The 15,661-nt window shown below is 69.2% G+C and carries 14 protein-coding genes; 7 read left to right on the top strand and 7 right to left on the bottom strand.

The window, feature by feature from the left end:
* Window positions 1-29: 29 nt before the first annotated feature.
* The 6 genes from uvrB (at window position 30) to ACFY5C_RS15210 (ending at window position 7,921) form a co-directional block, all read left to right on the top strand.
* Complete coding sequence (gene uvrB, locus ACFY5C_RS15235) at window positions 30-2,174, top strand: excinuclease ABC subunit UvrB (protein ID WP_389444503.1); 2,145 nt, start codon at window positions 30-32, stop codon at window positions 2,172-2,174.
* Window positions 2,175-2,340: 166 nt separating this feature from the next.
* Window positions 2,341-2,919 carry a TerD family protein gene (locus ACFY5C_RS15230; RefSeq protein ID WP_389444502.1) on the top strand — a complete coding sequence of 193 codons (579 nt, stop codon included), beginning with the start codon at window positions 2,341-2,343 and terminating at the stop codon, window positions 2,917-2,919.
* A 52-nt stretch (window positions 2,920-2,971) separates the two neighbouring features.
* A complete protein-coding gene (locus tag ACFY5C_RS15225; protein WP_389444501.1) occupies window positions 2,972-5,044 on the top strand; it encodes a TerD family protein in 2,073 nt (690 codons plus the stop codon).
* A gap of 226 nt (window positions 5,045-5,270) precedes the next feature.
* Window positions 5,271-6,272 carry a TerC/Alx family metal homeostasis membrane protein gene (locus tag ACFY5C_RS15220; protein ID WP_369270327.1) on the top strand — a complete coding sequence of 334 codons (1,002 nt, stop codon included), beginning with the start codon at window positions 5,271-5,273 and terminating at the stop codon, window positions 6,270-6,272.
* Between the two features lie 142 nt (window positions 6,273-6,414).
* Entirely contained in the window at window positions 6,415-6,717 is a 303-nt protein-coding gene (locus ACFY5C_RS15215; protein ID WP_389444824.1) for a hypothetical protein, read from the top strand.
* A gap of 103 nt (window positions 6,718-6,820) precedes the next feature.
* Complete coding sequence (locus ACFY5C_RS15210) at window positions 6,821-7,921, top strand: calcium:proton antiporter (RefSeq protein ID WP_389444499.1); 1,101 nt, start codon at window positions 6,821-6,823, stop codon at window positions 7,919-7,921.
* Between the two features lie 86 nt (window positions 7,922-8,007).
* Here ACFY5C_RS15210 and ACFY5C_RS15205 read toward each other — a convergent pair whose 3' ends face one another.
* Together ACFY5C_RS15205 and ACFY5C_RS15200 are read right to left on the bottom strand one after the other, a co-directional pair.
* Window positions 8,008-9,312: an MFS transporter gene (locus ACFY5C_RS15205; protein WP_389444498.1), complete on the bottom strand. Its 1,305-nt coding sequence runs from the start codon at window positions 9,310-9,312 to the stop codon at window positions 8,008-8,010.
* A gap of 62 nt (window positions 9,313-9,374) precedes the next feature.
* On the bottom strand, window positions 9,375-10,421 hold the full coding sequence (locus ACFY5C_RS15200; RefSeq protein WP_389444497.1) for a S66 peptidase family protein: 1,047 nt from the start codon (window positions 10,419-10,421) through the stop codon (window positions 9,375-9,377).
* Window positions 10,422-10,524: 103 nt separating this feature from the next.
* Between ACFY5C_RS15200 and aroQ the strand changes: the two genes are divergently transcribed.
* Window positions 10,525-10,998, top strand: a complete 474-nt coding sequence (gene aroQ, locus ACFY5C_RS15195; RefSeq protein WP_389444496.1) for a type II 3-dehydroquinate dehydratase — start codon at window positions 10,525-10,527, stop codon at window positions 10,996-10,998.
* An 84-nt stretch (window positions 10,999-11,082) separates the two neighbouring features.
* Here aroQ and ACFY5C_RS15190 read toward each other — a convergent pair whose 3' ends face one another.
* The 5 genes from ACFY5C_RS15190 to ACFY5C_RS15170 form a co-directional block, all read right to left on the bottom strand.
* Window positions 11,083-11,811 carry an amino acid ABC transporter ATP-binding protein gene (locus ACFY5C_RS15190; protein ID WP_389444822.1) on the bottom strand — a complete coding sequence of 243 codons (729 nt, stop codon included), beginning with the start codon at window positions 11,809-11,811 and terminating at the stop codon, window positions 11,083-11,085.
* Window positions 11,812-11,831: 20 nt separating this feature from the next.
* Window positions 11,832-12,752, bottom strand: coding sequence for an amino acid ABC transporter permease (locus ACFY5C_RS15185; protein WP_389444494.1), 921 nt, complete (start codon window positions 12,750-12,752; stop codon window positions 11,832-11,834).
* Window positions 12,749-13,633, bottom strand: a complete 885-nt coding sequence (locus tag ACFY5C_RS15180; RefSeq protein WP_389444493.1) for an ABC transporter substrate-binding protein — start codon at window positions 13,631-13,633, stop codon at window positions 12,749-12,751. Before ACFY5C_RS15180 ends, ACFY5C_RS15185 begins: the two co-directional genes overlap by 4 nt.
* A 360-nt stretch (window positions 13,634-13,993) precedes the next feature.
* Window positions 13,994-14,650, bottom strand: a complete 657-nt coding sequence (locus ACFY5C_RS15175) for an MBL fold metallo-hydrolase (protein WP_389444491.1) — start codon at window positions 14,648-14,650, stop codon at window positions 13,994-13,996.
* A gap of 97 nt (window positions 14,651-14,747) precedes the next feature.
* On the bottom strand, window positions 14,748-15,434 hold the full coding sequence (locus tag ACFY5C_RS15170) for a maleylpyruvate isomerase family mycothiol-dependent enzyme (RefSeq protein ID WP_389444490.1): 687 nt from the start codon (window positions 15,432-15,434) through the stop codon (window positions 14,748-14,750).
* Window positions 15,435-15,661 lie beyond the last annotated feature (227 nt).

The following is a 15,661-nucleotide window of genomic DNA, read 5'->3' as shown; positions in this document are numbered from 1 at the left end:
TGTCAGTGGGGGGTCGTACGGTTGACTCCATGCGGCCCGTTTCCAGCATCGAACGCACGGTGGCGCCCTTCGAGGTCGTCAGCCCCTACCAGCCCAGCGGCGACCAGCCGCAGGCCATCACCGATCTCGCCCGGCGCGTCGAAGCCGGCGAGAAGGACGTCGTCCTGCTCGGCGCGACCGGCACCGGCAAGTCCGCCACCACCGCGTGGATGATCGAGAAGCTCCAGCGCCCCACCTTGGTGATGGCGCCGAACAAGACCCTGGCCGCCCAGCTGGCGAACGAGTTCCGCGAGCTGCTGCCGAACAACGCCGTCGAGTACTTCGTCTCGTACTACGACTACTACCAGCCCGAGGCCTACGTCCCGCAGTCGGACACCTACATCGAGAAGGACTCCTCGATCAACGAGGAGGTCGAGCGCCTGCGGCACTCCGCGACCAACTCGCTGCTCACCCGCCGCGACGTCGTCGTGGTCGCCTCGGTCTCCTGCATCTACGGCCTAGGTACGCCGCAGGAGTACGTGGACCGCATGGTCCCCCTCAAGGTCGGCGACGAGGTCGACCGGGACCAGCTGCTGCGCCGTTTCGTGGACATCCAGTACACACGCAACGACCTGGCCTTCAGCCGCGGAACCTTCCGCGTGCGCGGCGACACCATCGAGATCTTCCCGGTCTACGAGGAGCTCGCCGTCCGCATCGAGATGTTCGGCGACGAGATCGAGGCGCTGTCCACGCTCCACCCGCTCACCGGCGAGATCATCAGCGATGACGAGCAGCTGTACGTCTTCCCGGCCACCCACTACGTCGCGGGCCCCGAGCGCCTGGAGCGGGCCGTCAACGACATCGAGAAGGAGCTCGGCGAGCGCCTCTCCGAGCTGGAGAACCAGGGCAAGCTCCTGGAGGCCCAGCGCCTGCGGATGCGCACGACTTACGACCTCGAGATGCTCCGTCAGATCGGCTCCTGCTCGGGTATCGAGAACTACTCGATGCACTTCGACGGCCGCTCGCCCGGCTCCCCGCCGAACACACTGCTGGACTACTTCCCGGACGACTTCCTGCTCGTCATCGACGAGTCGCACGTCACCGTGCCGCAGATCGGAGCCATGTACGAGGGCGACGCCTCCCGCAAGCGCACCCTCGTCGACCACGGCTTCCGCCTGCCGTCCGCCCTCGACAACCGCCCGCTGAAGTGGGAGGAATTCCAGGAGCGCATCGGGCAGACGGTCTACCTGTCGGCGACCCCGGGCAACTACGAACTCTCCCGCGGGGACGGTCACGTCGAGCAGATCATCCGCCCGACCGGCCTGGTCGACCCGGAGGTCGTCGTCAAGCCCACCGAGGGGCAGATCGACGACCTGGTGCACGAGATCCGGGTGCGTGTCGAGAAGGACGAGCGCGTCCTGGTCACCACCCTCACCAAGAAGATGGCCGAGGACCTCACCGACTACTTCCTGGAGCTGGGCATCCAGGTGCGATATCTGCACAGCGACGTCGACACCCTGCGCCGCGTCGAGCTGCTGCGCGAGCTGCGCGCAGGCGAGTTCGACGTCCTGGTCGGCATCAACCTCCTCCGCGAGGGTCTCGACCTGCCCGAGGTGTCACTCGTGGCGATCCTCGACGCCGACAAGGAGGGCTTCCTGCGCTCCGGTACCTCCCTCATCCAGACCATCGGCCGCGCGGCGCGCAATGTCTCCGGCCAGGTTCACATGTACGCAGACAAGATCACCCCGGCGATGGAGAAGGCCATCGACGAGACCAACCGCCGCCGGGAGAAGCAGGTCGCGTACAACACGGCGAAGGGCATCGACCCCCAGCCGCTGCGCAAGAAGATCAACGACATCGTCGCGCAGATCGCCCGCGAGGACGTCGACACCGAGCAGTTGCTGGGCACGGGGTACCGCGCCAAGAAGGACGGCCGGGGCACCAAGGCCCCCGTGCCGTCCCTCGGTGACAAGGCCAAGGGCACGAAGGCGGGCAAGGCCGCCAAGGGCAAGGCGAAGGAGACGGTGCCGACCGACCGCCCGGCAGCCGATCTCGCCGAGCAGATCGAGGAGTTGACGGAACGTATGCGCGCCGCCGCCGCGGATCTGCAGTTCGAGATCGCGGCCCGGCTGCGCGACGAGGTGTCCGAGATGAAGAAGGAGTTGCGCCAGATGAAGGAGGCGGGTTTGGCCTGAGAGGCACCGCCCGAAAGGTCGTCGGCCGAACGCCGGTACTCGCTGTGTTGCAAGACCGACACAAAGTGGGGACCGGGGTACGTCACTGTCAGTGCCCCTGCGTAGGGTTCTCGTCATCCGCGGACTCCGCGGCCAACAGGGGACAGCTCGAGAGGGGAATCAGCACGTGACCGTCAACATGACCAAGGGTCAGGCCATCAGTCTGCAGAAGGACGACGGCGGCAGCCTGACCGCGGTGCGCATGGGTCTCGGCTGGCAGGCGGCTCCCCGGCGCGGCCTGTTCGGCTCGCGCACGCGGGAGGTCGACCTCGACGCCTCCGCCGTCCTGTTCGCGGACAAGCAGCCGGTCGACGTCGTCTTCTTCCGCCACCTGGTGAGCGACGACGGCTCGGTTCGGCACACCGGTGACAACCTCGTCGGCGGTGTCGGCCAGGGCGGCGACGACGAGGCGATCCTCGTCGACCTGGCGCGCATCCCGGTCCACATCGACCAGATCGTCTTCACCGTGAACTCCTTCACGGGCCAGACCTTCCAGGAGGTGCAGAACGCGTTCTGCCGCCTGGTCGACGAGACCAACGGCCAGGAGCTCGCCCGCTACACGCTGGCCGGCGGCGGCCAGTACACGGCGCAGATCATGGCGAAGGTGCACCGCTCGGGTCCGGGCTGGTCGATGACGGCCCTCGGTACCCCGGCCAACGGCCGTACCTTCCAGGACCTGATGCCGGCGATCCTGCCGCACCTGTAAGCCCGCCCGGCGAGGGGCCACGACACGACAAGCGACACGGGGGGACGAAGGCATGACGGCCGAGCTGGTGCGGGGGCAGAACCACCCGCTCTCCCAGGCCCGTCTGGAGATCCGGATCTCGGCCGGCACGCCGATCGTGGCTGCGGCCACGCTCGGCGACGAGCAGGGCAGGATCCACGGCGTCGAGTGGGTGGCCCATCCCGGCGCCCCCACCCTGCCCGGCCTCGAGGTCTCCCGGCAGGCGGCCGCCGACCATCGCCTCGCGGTGGACCTGGATGCCATGCCGGAGGCCGTCCACCGCGTCAGTGTGCTGCTCGCCCTGCCGACGGGGGCCGGCGGCCCGACCCGGTTCGGTGCCGTCGCGACCCCCTTCGTCGCGGTCACCGGCCTCGATGGCGCTGAGGTCGCCAGCTACACCATCACCGGCCTGGAGGCCGAGTCGGCCGTCGTCGCGCTGGAGGTCTACCGGCGCCAGGACGCCTGGAAGGTACGTGCCATCGGCCAGGGGTACGCCGGCGGCCTCGCCGACCTCTTCACCGACCAGGGACTGCCCCAGGCCCAGCAACTTGCCGGCAGCATCAACGAAGCGGTGGCCCAGGGCATGGCCCGCTCGGTGCCGGCACCCCCGCCCCGCACGGACGGCGACCGCTCCCGGCAGGCGGCCGCTCCGGCCCTCGGCCCGGACCAGGGCGGCCCCGCACCGCAGGCCACATCCGGCCCCGTGTCGCAGCCGACGTCGCCCTTTGGCACGCAGCCGCCCGGCGCGCCCGACCAGCCGACACCGCCGCCGACATCCCCGTACGGCACCCAGGCGCCCGGCATACCGGGCCAGCCCGCCCCGCAGCCGTCGTACCAGGGCGGAACCGGCGCCACCGACCCGGCTCAGCCGTCCGCTCCCGCCCCGGGCGGCATCAACTACAGCCACCCCGGCCGGCAGAACGCGGCTCCGCCGCCGCCCCCGCCGACCGCACCCCCGGCCCAGCCCGGGCAGCCCGCGCAGCCCGTCGCCGGTGACGCCACCGGCTGGTCCATGGACGAGCGGCTCTACAACCAGGTGTGGGGCATGTTCGAGGACCTGGCCCGCACGACAGCCGCGTACCGCAGTGCGGTCGACTTCGCCGACTCGCGTATGGAGAAGGAACTCGACCAGGTCCTGTCGGACCCGCGCAGCCGGATCGGCGGTCAGGGCGACGCCGCGCGCGAGGCGGCCCAGGCCAAGCACACACAGCTCGTCAACCAGGCCAGGGCGACGCTCGACCGGGACATCGCCCAGCTCACCGCCGAGTCCGAGGTCGTCGAACCCGCGCTGCCGCAGGCCTACGCGCGCTGGGACAACCCCGTCTGGCACGGCTACCGCGTACCGATGGAGATCCCCATGGCCCTGCGCCTGGGCGACCTCCACCTGCCCGAGAGCGACCGGCTGCGCATCCCGATGCTGGTCCGGTTGCCGCTGGAGCGGGGCCTGTGGATCGACAGCGGAGGCAGCCACTCGCTCGACGGCTCCTTCACGGACTCCCATGACCTGCGGCGCCTCGCGATGGAGACGGCAGTGGCGCACGCCGCACGGCTGCTCGCCGTCTATCCGGCGGGCGAGTTCACCGTGCATGTCATCGACCCCGCCGGTTCGGGTGCCCAGGCACTCGCACCGCTGGTGCAGACCGGCGTGCTCGCTGCCCCTCCCGCCGTGGGCGCGGCCGGTGTCGTGGAGGTCCTCGCGCGGCTCACCCAGCGGGTCGACCTGGTCCAGATGGCGGTGCGCGGCGGTGCCCCCGACTCACTGCCGCCCGATTTCGACACCTCCGAGCAGCTGCTGATCGTCAACGACTTCCCGCACGGGTTCGACGACCGCGCCGTGAACCAGCTGCGCTACCTGGCGGACGAGGGTCCGGCCGTCGGCGTCCACCTGATGATGGTCGCGGACCGCGAGGAGGCGGCCGCCTACGGCCCGTTGCTCGACCCGCTGTGGCGCTCGCTGATGCGACTGACCCCGACGCCGGACGATCACCTCGCCGATCCGTGGGTGGGGCACGCCTGGACCTACGAGCCCCCGCTCGTGCCGCCCGGCAGCCAGGTGCTCCAGCACGTGCTCGCGCAGGTCGCCGCAGCCCGGGCCAAGTACCGGTAAAGGGCATCTGACCAGCGAACTTGGCACTTCTTTTGCCAATCGCTTTACCTTTCCTTGGTAATTGGGGTACTGTTCATTGCACGGAGGGGAGTACTCCCTGTCACTGCGACGTACCCGTCAATACGGATCCGGCCAGATCCCGGGGCGTCGGCCCATAGTGGGTGGAAGAGACCTCCGGCGCGCGACGACGCTGACATTTGCCGTTACGACTGCCGGAGGCGCAGCAGTGGAAGTTTCCACGACCCTATGGGTCCTGACCATCGTGGGCCTTGCCGCCCTGATCGCTGTCGATTTCTTCATCGGCCGCAAGCCGCACGACGTCTCGATCAAGGAAGCCGGAATCTGGACCGTTGTCTGGATCGCGCTGGCCGGCCTCTTCGGGCTCGGCCTGCTGATCTTCGGCGGCGGACAGGCCGGTGGCGAGTTCTTCGCGGGCTTCATCACCGAGAAGTCGCTGAGTGTCGACAACCTCTTCGTCTTCGTCCTGATCATGGCGAAGTTCGCGGTGCCGTCCCAGTATCAGCAGCGAGTGCTGCTGGTCGGTGTCCTCATAGCCCTGGTGCTGCGGGCGATCTTCATCGCCGCGGGTGCGGCGATCCTCGCCAGCTTCGCGTGGGTGTTCTACCTCTTCGGTGCCTTCCTGATCTGGACCGCCTGGAAGCTCATCCAGGAGGCCCGGGCCGGCGAGGAGGACGAGGAGTTCGAGGAGAACAAGCTGCTGAAGGCGGCCGAGCGCAGGTTCGGTGTCGCTGACCGCTACCACGGCACCAAGCTGTGGATCCAGGAGAACGGCAAGCGGGTCATGACCCCGATGCTGGTCGTGATGCTGGCGATCGGTACCACCGATGTGCTCTTCGCCCTCGACTCCATCCCGGCGATCTTCGGCCTGACCCAGGACCCCTACATCGTGTTCACGGCCAACGCCTTCGCGCTGATGGGTCTGCGGCAGCTGTACTTCCTGATCGGTGGCCTGCTGAAGAAGCTGGTCCACCTCAGCTACGGCCTGTCGATCATCCTCGGCTTCATCGGCGTCAAGCTGGTGCTGCACGCCCTGCACGAGTCCGGGGTGCACGTCCCCGAGATCAGCATTCCGGTCTCGCTCGGCGTCATCTGCTCCGTGCTGATCGTCACCACGATCACCAGCCTGAGGGCCTCCAAGAAGAAGGCGGCGGCCGAGGCGGCGCAGGAGCGGAGCGAAGGCGCTCCGAAGGACAGCATCGACGTCTGACCACGTCGGACGTAGGAAGAACCAACACCGGGAGTGGTGCCCAGCGAATTGCCGAGCACCGCTCCCGGTGCTTCGTTGGGTGCTGGGGTGTTCCCGTCCCGGGGACACCACGGCCGGGGTGGAGGCACCTGTGGACGCACCCATGAAGTTCGTGCAGATCATCGACTTCGAGACCGAGCGCATCGACGAGATGCGGGAACTGGCCCACGAGACGGAACAACGCATGGCAGGCCGCAGCGGCGGCCCCACGCGACGCATCGTCCTCAAGGACCGGGGCCACGCCAACCGCTACCTCGTAGTGATCGAGTTCGCTTCCTACGAGGACGCCATGCGCAACAGCGACGACCCCGAGACGACCAAGTTCGCGGAGCAGATGGCCGCGCTGTGCACCAGGCCGCCGTCCTTCACGGACTGCGACGTACAGGAGACGACCGATTTCGCGTAGCGACATACGACAGACAGGGGCCCCGCAATCCGAGGGCGCGGGGCCACCTGACAACCACTCGGACCGGAATGCGAACACCCAAGCCCTCTGCGACGATCGCTCCATGATCGCTCGGCTCAGGCCGCTCACCACCGGGTGGACGTTCCTCGTGCCGGTGCTCGCGATCGTCCTGCTGGTCTTCACCTGGGGACGAGACCTGCCCGGCGCGGTCGTCGCGCTGGTGACTCTCGTTCTCGCGGGCGCCGTGCTGGCCGCCGTGCACCATGCCGAGGTGGTCGCCCACCGGGTCGGCGAACCCTTCGGCTCGCTCGTCCTTGCCGTGGCCGTCACGATCATCGAGGTCGCCCTGATCGTGACCCTGATGGCCGACGGCGGCGACAAGAGCTCCACCCTCGCCCGGGACACGGTCTTCGCAGCCGTGATGATCACCTGCAACGGCATCGTGGGCCTGTCCCTGCTGGTCGCCTCACTGCGGCACCGTACGGCCGTCTTCAACCCCGAGGGCACCGGCGCCGCCCTCGCGACCGTTGCCACCCTGGCCACGCTCAGCCTGGTGCTGCCGACGTTCACCACGAGCAAGCCGGGCCCGGAGTTCTCCAGCGTGCAGCTGACGTTCGCCGCGCTCTCCTCGCTGGTTCTGTACGGCCTGTTCGTGACGACCCAGACCGTGCGGCACCGCGACTACTTCCTCCCCATCACCCGGCAGGGCGACGTGATCACCTCTGACGACCACGCCGACGCGCCCTCCCGCCGCACCGCCCTGATCAGTCTGGGGCTGCTGGGTCTTGCCCTGGTCGGTGTGGTCGGTCTGGCAAAGGGGGTGTCGCCCACCATCGAGTCCGGAGTGGCGGCGGCCGACCTTCCGCACGCCGTCGTCGGCGTGATCATCGCCCTGCTGGTGCTGCTTCCCGAGACGATCGCCGCGCTGCGCTCCGCCCGCCGCGACCGTGTGCAGACCAGTCTGAACCTCGCACTCGGCTCGGCGATGGCCAGCATCGGCCTGACCATCCCCGCGGTCGCTCTGGCCTCTCTCTGGCTCTCCGGCCCGCTCGTCCTCGGCCTCGGCCCCACCCATATGGTGCTGCTCGCCCTGACGGTGGTGGTGAGTTCGCTGACGGTGGTGCCGGGGCGGGCGACACCGCTGCAAGGCGGCGTCCACCTGGTGCTGTTCGCGGCCTACCTGGAGCTTGCGGTCAATCCGTAGCCAGCCAGTTCCGCAATACCCGGTGTTCCGTAGCCGCCCAGTTCCGCAGTACCCGGTGGTCCGTACTCGCGGCGTTCCGGAGCCCGTCACCCCGTGGCGGGCTCCGCCGCCACCGCGGCCACCGGACGCGTCTCGGGCAGCAGCGCGAAGCACCCCAGGCTGAGCAGCGCGACCCCCGTCAGATAGGCCCCCACACCCCAGGGCACCCGACCGCCCTGCTCGACGAGCGCCGTCGCCACGATCGGCGTGAGCGCGCCCCCGAGGACACCGCCGAGGTTGTAGCCCACCGCGGCGCCCGTGCAGCGCACCCGGGGCTCGTACAACTCCGGCAGATACGCGGCGATCACCGCGAACATCGTGATGAACGCGAGCATCGCCCCGAGGAAGCCGAGGAACATCAGCAGCGGCTCGCCCGTGGCGAGAAGCGCGACCAACGGGAACATCCACAGGGCGGAGGCAGCGCACCCGATCAGGCACAGGGGCCGCCGGCCGTACCGGTCGCCGAGAATAGCCACGACCGGTGTGAGCGAGCCCTTCACCACCACCGCGCCCATGATGCAGACCAGCATGATGCCGCGGCCCACGCCGAGTCGCTCGGTGGCGTAGGCGAGGGACCAGGTCGTCACGGTGTAGAAGATCGCGTATCCGATCGACAGTGCCCCGGCCGTCAGCAGAACGAGCCGCCAGTGACCGCGGACGACCTCGGCGAGCGGCACGCGCGCGGGCTCGTCGATTTCGAGGAACCGAGGGCTCTCGGTGAGCGACGACCGCAGCCACAGCCCCACCAGGGCGAGCACACCCGCGGCCCAGAACGGCACCCGCCAGCCCCACGCGGCGAACTGCGCGTCGGTCAGCGTCGCCGACAGCCCCAGCACCACCCCGTTGGCGAGCAGGAAGCCCAGCGCGGGCCCGACCTGCGGGAAGCTCGACCACAGGCCGCGCCGCCCGGCCGGCGCGTGCTCCACGGTCAACAGCACGGCCCCGCCCCACTCGCCGCCGAGCCCGAGCCCTTGCAGAAAGCGCAGGAGGAGCAGCAGCAGGGGAGCGGTCACACCGATGGTGTCGTACGTCGGCACGCAGCCGACCGCGACCGTGGAGGCACCGGTCAGCAGCAGCGAGGCGACGAGGACCGGCCGGCGTCCGTGCCGGTCCCCGATGTGCCCGAACAGCACCGACCCCAGTGGCCGCGCCACGAAGCCCACGCCGAACGTCGCGAAGGCGGCCAGGGTTCCCGCCAACGGCGAGAACGTCGGGAAGAACAGCGGCCCGAGGACCAGCGCCGCCGCGGTCCCGTAGACGAAGAAGTCGTAGAACTCGATGGCCGTTCCGGCGAGCGACGCGGCGGCCAGCCGCAGCATGGAGGGCGCCTTTACGGTGCGTACGTCGTGCATGCTGCGTCAACTACCCACGGTGACCACGAGTTACGGGGGCGCGCGGGGGCGGTCAGCCGCGTTCAGTACGTGACGGTGATGCGCCGGGCGGGGCCATCGACACGCACGGTGCCGCCGTAAGGGATGACGAGTTGCGGGTCGGTGTGTCCGAGGTCCACGTCGAAGACGATGAGCGTGGTGGGGGCATACGTGCGCATGGCGCGCAGCACGGCCTCGCGCTGCTCAGCTGCGTAACGAGCGGCCTCCTCCGGGCCGTTGGGGTGTTCGAAGGACCACGTCTTCGCGCGGCCCATCAGCAGCGCGGAGAAGCGCTGGAGCAGTCCCCGCTCGCCCATGTTGCGCAGGGTCCAGAAGACCTCGTTGGCGCTCGGCATCTCCTCCGACGTCTCCAGCAACAGCACTCCGCCCTCGTACTCCGACAGGTCACGCGCGATCTCGCGGTCGGCCATCAGCAGCCAGCCGACGATCTCCAGGCAGCCGCCCCAGGTGCGGCCTTCCACCACCTGGCCGGCGTTCACCCAGGTCCACCCGCTTCCCGGCCGCGTTTGCGGCTGCGCATCGAAGGTCGCCGGGTCGGCCCAGTCGCGGTTGATGTCGTTCCAGCGCTCGGCGGGCCCGAGTTCGTACGCGCCCGACGTGAACAGGGCGGCCCGCAGGGAGTCGGCGGTCTGCGAGTGCATGGCGCCGGGGCGGCCCAGCTCGCACATCACGCTCACGCCGTGATAGCCGACGATTCCGGTGTTGCGCAGGAACATGAGCAGGTTCGTGTTGTCGCTCATTCCGAAGAACGGCTTGGGGTTCGCCCGGATCAACTCCCGGTCCAGCAAAGGCAGCACGGTGATCTGGTCGTCGCCGCCGATGGACGCGATGACCGCCTTGATGTCCGGGTCGGCGAAGGCGGCGTGGATGTCGTCGGCCCGCTCCTGAGGCGTGGAGCCCATCTTGCGGGTCGCCGGGTACTCGACCGGTTCGAGCCCGTACTCCTTGCGCAGCCGCTCCAGACCCAGCTCGTAGGGGAGCGGGAAGAGCCCGGGCAGGCCCGCGCCTGGGGAGATGATGGCGACGCGGTCGCCGGGGGAGGGCTTGGGAGGGTACGAGATCGCGGTCATACCGGGAGGGTAGGACGCACGGCGTGCACCGTGCACCGTGATAAACCGGGGTCTGAGCAGCGGTCTTCGATGGACCGCGCAACCCCGACGGACCGGAGGAACCGTGCCCCGCACCCTGGCCAACGCCCCGATCATGATCCTCAACGGCCCCAACCTGAACCTGCTCGGCCAGCGCCAGCCGGAGATCTACGGCTCCGAGACCCTGGCCGATGTCGAGGCTCTGTGCGTCAAGGCGGCTGCCGCGCACGGCGGCACGATCGACTTCCGGCAGTCCAACCACGAGGGGGAGTTGGTCGACTGGATCCACGAGGCACGGCTGAGCCACTGCGGGATCGTGATCAACCCCGGTGCCTACTCGCACACCTCCGTGGCGATCCTGGATGCGCTCAACACCTGTGACGGCCTTCCGGTGTTGGAGGTGCACATCTCCAACATCCACAAGCGCGAGTCGTTCCGGCACCACTCCTACGTCTCGCTGCGTGCCGAGGGGGTCATCGCGGGGTGCGGTGTGCAGGGGTATGTCTTCGGGGTGGAACGGGTCGCAGCGCTCGCGGGGCAGGGGCAGGCCGACACGTGACGTCGGCGAGCGGCGCGGAGGTGTAAGGACCGCCCGCCATGGAGGGGCGGTCCTTACACACGCCTGCCACATGCCCGGGGGGCCTTACAGGCGTCCCGCCTCCACGATCCTGCGCAGGAAGCGCCGGGTGCGCTCCTGCTGCGGATCGCCGAAGATCTGCTCGGCCGTGCCACGCTCCAGCACCACGCCTCCGTCCAGGAAACAAACCTGATCGGCGACCTCCCGTGCGAACCCCATCTCATGTGTGGCCAGCACCATCGTCATGCCGTCCTCCTTCAAGTCGCGGACGACGGTGAGGACTTCGCCCACGAGCTCGGGGTCGAGGGCGGCGGTGATCTCGTCGAGCAGCAGCAGCCGAGGACGTACGGCCAAGGCGCGCACGATCGCGACCCGCTGCTGCTGACCGCCGCTGAGCCGGTCCGGGTACTCGCCGGCCTTGTCGGCCAGCCCGAGCCGCTCCAGCAGCTCACGCGCGCGTGCCTCGGCCTCCGCCCGGGACACGCCGTGCACGCGCCGGGGGGCGAGGGTGATGTTCTCCAGGACCGTCATGTGCGGGAAGAGGTTGTACGCCTGGAACACCACGCCGATACGACGCCGTACGGCGTCCTGGTCTACGCGTGGATCGGTGATCTCCTCGCCGTCCAGCCAGATCGCGCCGTCGTCGATGTCCTCCAGGAGGTTCGCGCAGCGCAGCAGTGTGGACTTGCCGGAGCCGGAGGCGCCGATCAGCGCGGTGACCGTGTGCGGGGTGACCTCCAGGTCGACGTCCCGCAGTACGACCGAGCTGCCGAAGGACTTGCGCACGGACTCCATGCGCAGCACAGGTGTGTCGCTCACAGGGCTCCTCCTTGGGCGCGCCGACGGTCCATCCGGGCCGTCACCCAGTCCGTGAAGCGCGTCATCGGGATGGTCAGTGCCACGAAGATCAGGCCTGCGACGATGTACGGCGTGTAGTTGAGGCTGCGGCCCACGATGATGTCCGCGGCCCGCACGGCGTCCACCGCACCGCCGATCGAGACCAGCCCGGTGTCCTTTTGCAGCGACACCAGGTCGTTGAGTAGGGGCGGCACCTGACGGCGTACGGCCTGGGGCAGGACGACGTGCCGCAGCGCCTGCCGGTTGGTGAGGCCGAGTGAGCGTGCCGCGGCGCGCTGCGAGGGGTGCACGGACTCGATGCCCGCGCGGAACACCTCGGCCACGTAGGCCGAATACGTCAACGTCAGCGCCGCACCGCCCAGCAGCACGGGATCGACGGTCACGCCTTGCAGCCGCAGCGCGGGGACGCCGAGGACGACGATCATGAGGTTAATGATGAGCGGAAGACCCCGGAAGAAGTCCGTGTACGCGGCTGCCAGCGCCCGCAGCGGGAAGAACACCGGGCCGCGCAGTGTACGGGCGATGGCGATGAGCATCCCGAGGACGAGCACGGCCGCGCCGCAGATCAGCAGCAGCCGGACGTTCAGCCAGAGCCCTTCCAGGATCTTCGGGAACGCCTCGCGCGCGTACTGCCAGTCGAAGAACGTCTCCTTGGTACGCGGCCAACCCGGCGCGTTGACCACGACCAGGTAGAGAACGACGCCTGTGACCAGCGTGGAGAGCGCCGCGATGGCCGTGGCGCGGCGGGCGCGGGCCCTCTTGTAACGCTCGCGGTCGAGGCGTCGCCGGGAGGGGACGTAGCCGTCGTCGCCCGCACCGGGCATGCCATCGTTGTCGTCCGCACCTTCCTGGCCGGACTCCTCCTTCGTGACCGTCACTTGAGGACCGGAGCGTCGACGGCGTCCGACAGCCACTGCTGCTCGAGCTTGCCCAGAGTGCCGTCCTCGCGCAGTGCGTCGACGGCGTCCGTCACGCACTCGGTGAGCGCGCTGCCCTTGTCGAGCACGAGCCCGAACTGCTCGGGCGAACCACCCTGGTTCTCGAACTGGCCGACGATCGTCGCATCCGTCACCTCGGCGGCGGTGATGTAGAAGGCGGTCGGCAGGTCGACCACGACGGCGTCCACCTGACCGTTCTTCAGCGCGGACTTGGCCTGGTCGTTCTTGGCGTACGCGGCGGCCTGCCGGGTCGGCTGCACCACGTCGTCGATGTAGCCGAGGCTGGTCGTGCCCACCTGAGCGCCGAGCTTGAGGCCCTTCAGGTCCGCGATGCTCTTCGCCTTGGAGGCCCTGGTTCCCTTCAGCGCGATGACGGCCTGACGGACGTCGTAGTAGCCGGAGGAGAAGTCCACGGCCTTTTTGCGCTCGTCGCTGATCGACACCTGGTTGATGTCGAAGTCGAAGGTCTTCTCGCCGGGTGCGAAGGCCTTGTTGAACGGCACGCTCTGCCAGACAACGGCGCTCTTGTCGTAGCCGAGTCGCTCGGCCACGGCGTACGCGACCGCCGACTCGAAGCCCTCACCGTTGGCCGGCTTGTCGTCCTTGAACCAGGGCTCGTATGCCGGCTCGTCGGTGGCGATCGTGAGCTTGCCGGAGGTCTCGGTGGCCAACTCGCCCTTGGCGCAGGTGTTCCCGGCCGATCCCGACGGTGTTCTGGTGGCCTTCTCCTCCGGCTGTGGAGCACAGCCGAGTGCGGTGGCGATCAGGGCTGTCGTTGCGACGACGACGGCGTGGCGCAGCGCGCGGGGGGCAAGGTGCATGGCGCGAGATTGGCAGTGCCCCGTCGTGTTTGTCGAGGTCACGACGGTTAGTTTCCGCATAGTGGGAACGGGTGTTGCGTACGTGTGAACAGAGCCCGCTTGAGCCCGCTTCCATGTCAGCAGCCGCCGGGGCCGCCGGTCGAGGGCGGGGTTGAAGACCGGCGGCCCGTACCGCTCAGGAGCCGTCATCCTGCGCGGGGCTGCTTCCAGTTGACTGCGCAACAACGCACACCGGGAGCGCGCGCAGGGCACCAGCGCGTGTGAAGGGTTCACACGGGGCGCGTGCGCGGGGAGCGCACGGCGCGCGTGCCTGCCGGGGCGTTCCTCATCATGCCCCGCTCGGCGTCCACCGGCCCGCGGTCACCAGCCCCGCGCGCGCCACTCCGGCAGATGAGGCCGTTCCGCGCCCAGCGAGGTGTCGTTGCCGTGCCCCGGGTAGACCCATGTCTCGTCCGGCAGGGCGTCGAAGATCTTCGTCTCGACGTCCTGGATCAGACTGGCGAACGCCTTCGGGTCCTTACGGGTGTTGCCCACACCGCCCGGGAACAGACAGTCCCCGGTGAACACATGGGGATGTCCATGCGGGTCGTCGTAGACGAGGGCGATGGAGCCCGGCGTGTGCCCGACCAGGTGGCGCGCGGTGAGCTCCACGCGCCCCACCCGGATGATGTCGTCGTCGTCGACCAGGACGTCGGTCGGCACCGGGATACCGTCGGCGTCGTCCCGGCCGGCGTACGTGCGCGCGCCGGTGGCGTCGACGACCGCGGCGAGCGCCTGCCAGTGGTCACCGTGCTGGTGGGTGGTGACGACGGACGCGATGCCGTCGTCACCGATCATGCCCAGCAGTGTGTCCGCCTCGTTGGCGGCGTCGATCAGCAGTTGCTCGTCGGTGGCCCGGCAGCGCAGCAGATAGGCGTTGTTGTCCATGGGGCCGACCGCGATCTTGGTGATCATCAGGTCCTTGAGCTCGTGCACGTCGGCAGGGCCACCGACCGTCACCTGTCCGCTGTACGTCATGTCAGCAGCCTATAGCGGCAGGGCGGTCCCCGGGCCGTCCGGACCACCGCAGCCGGCAGAGCGTCGCGGGCAGAGCGACCCAGGGACCGTACGGCTGTTACAGCGGCGGGAGCGACGGCAGCGTGCCGCCTTCAGCCGTCAGCGTGGAGCCGTCGCGGCGTCCTGCGAGCCAGCCGAGCAGGTCGGGTCCAGGGCCTCGGACGGTGACCTCGGGAGTGCCCGCCTCGCGGCCCGTGCTCCACGCGCGCGTGCCGTCCGTGAGACGCGTCGGCGGCACATCGGGGTGCCCGGTGAACCGTTCCGCGAGGAATTCGATCTCCCGCTCCACGAACTGTGCCGGCAGATCCTCCAGCTCGTACCCGATCCCGAGATCAACATGGTGCAGCTCCACCTCGACCCAGCGCCGGAACGGCACCCGGGCCGCCGCGTCGGTGACCCCGTTGCGCAGCTCCACCGTCCGTGACCAGTCCGCGGGTGCCGCTCCCGTCTCCTGGAAGCGGGCCCCGCTGTCGCGCACGTCGGCGAGCTGCACCTCGAGGGGTCGAGGGGCGTCCCGCTCGATGTCGGCGTCCCGGGCAGTGGCGGAGACGTACATGGGGCGCCCTTCGAGGACGTTCACGAGGGCGTCCGCGTTGCGGGCGAGATGGGCGAGGACGTGGCCGCGGCTCCAGCCGGGAAGCAGTGACGGCTCGGCCACCGCGGCGTTGTCCAGCTTGGCCGCTGCGGTGAGCAGCCTTTCGGTCGCTTCACGTACAGACACCAGGTCACGAGCGTGATCAATCATGGTGCTGACATTAGCCTCGCCACACCTTTGGGTGAAGGTGGTGAACGAGGGCCGTTAATCGAATGCGCGTGCTATAGGGTCGGTCGTGACGTCGGGCATGCTGGATGGCTCGGGATTGTTGTCCCATTCGGGGATCCGACCGGCGTTGTCAGTGGCTCCCCCTAGTCTGAGAATCACGGGGGCCTAGTCCGAGAAAGCACGGGGGCCTCGCCCCCCTGTCACTTCTC

Source organism: Streptomyces sp. NPDC012935 (assembly GCF_042900345.1).
Classification (GTDB): Bacteria; Actinomycetota; Actinomycetes; order Streptomycetales; family Streptomycetaceae; genus Streptomyces.
This window is presented reverse-complemented; position numbering and strand designations above follow the sequence as displayed.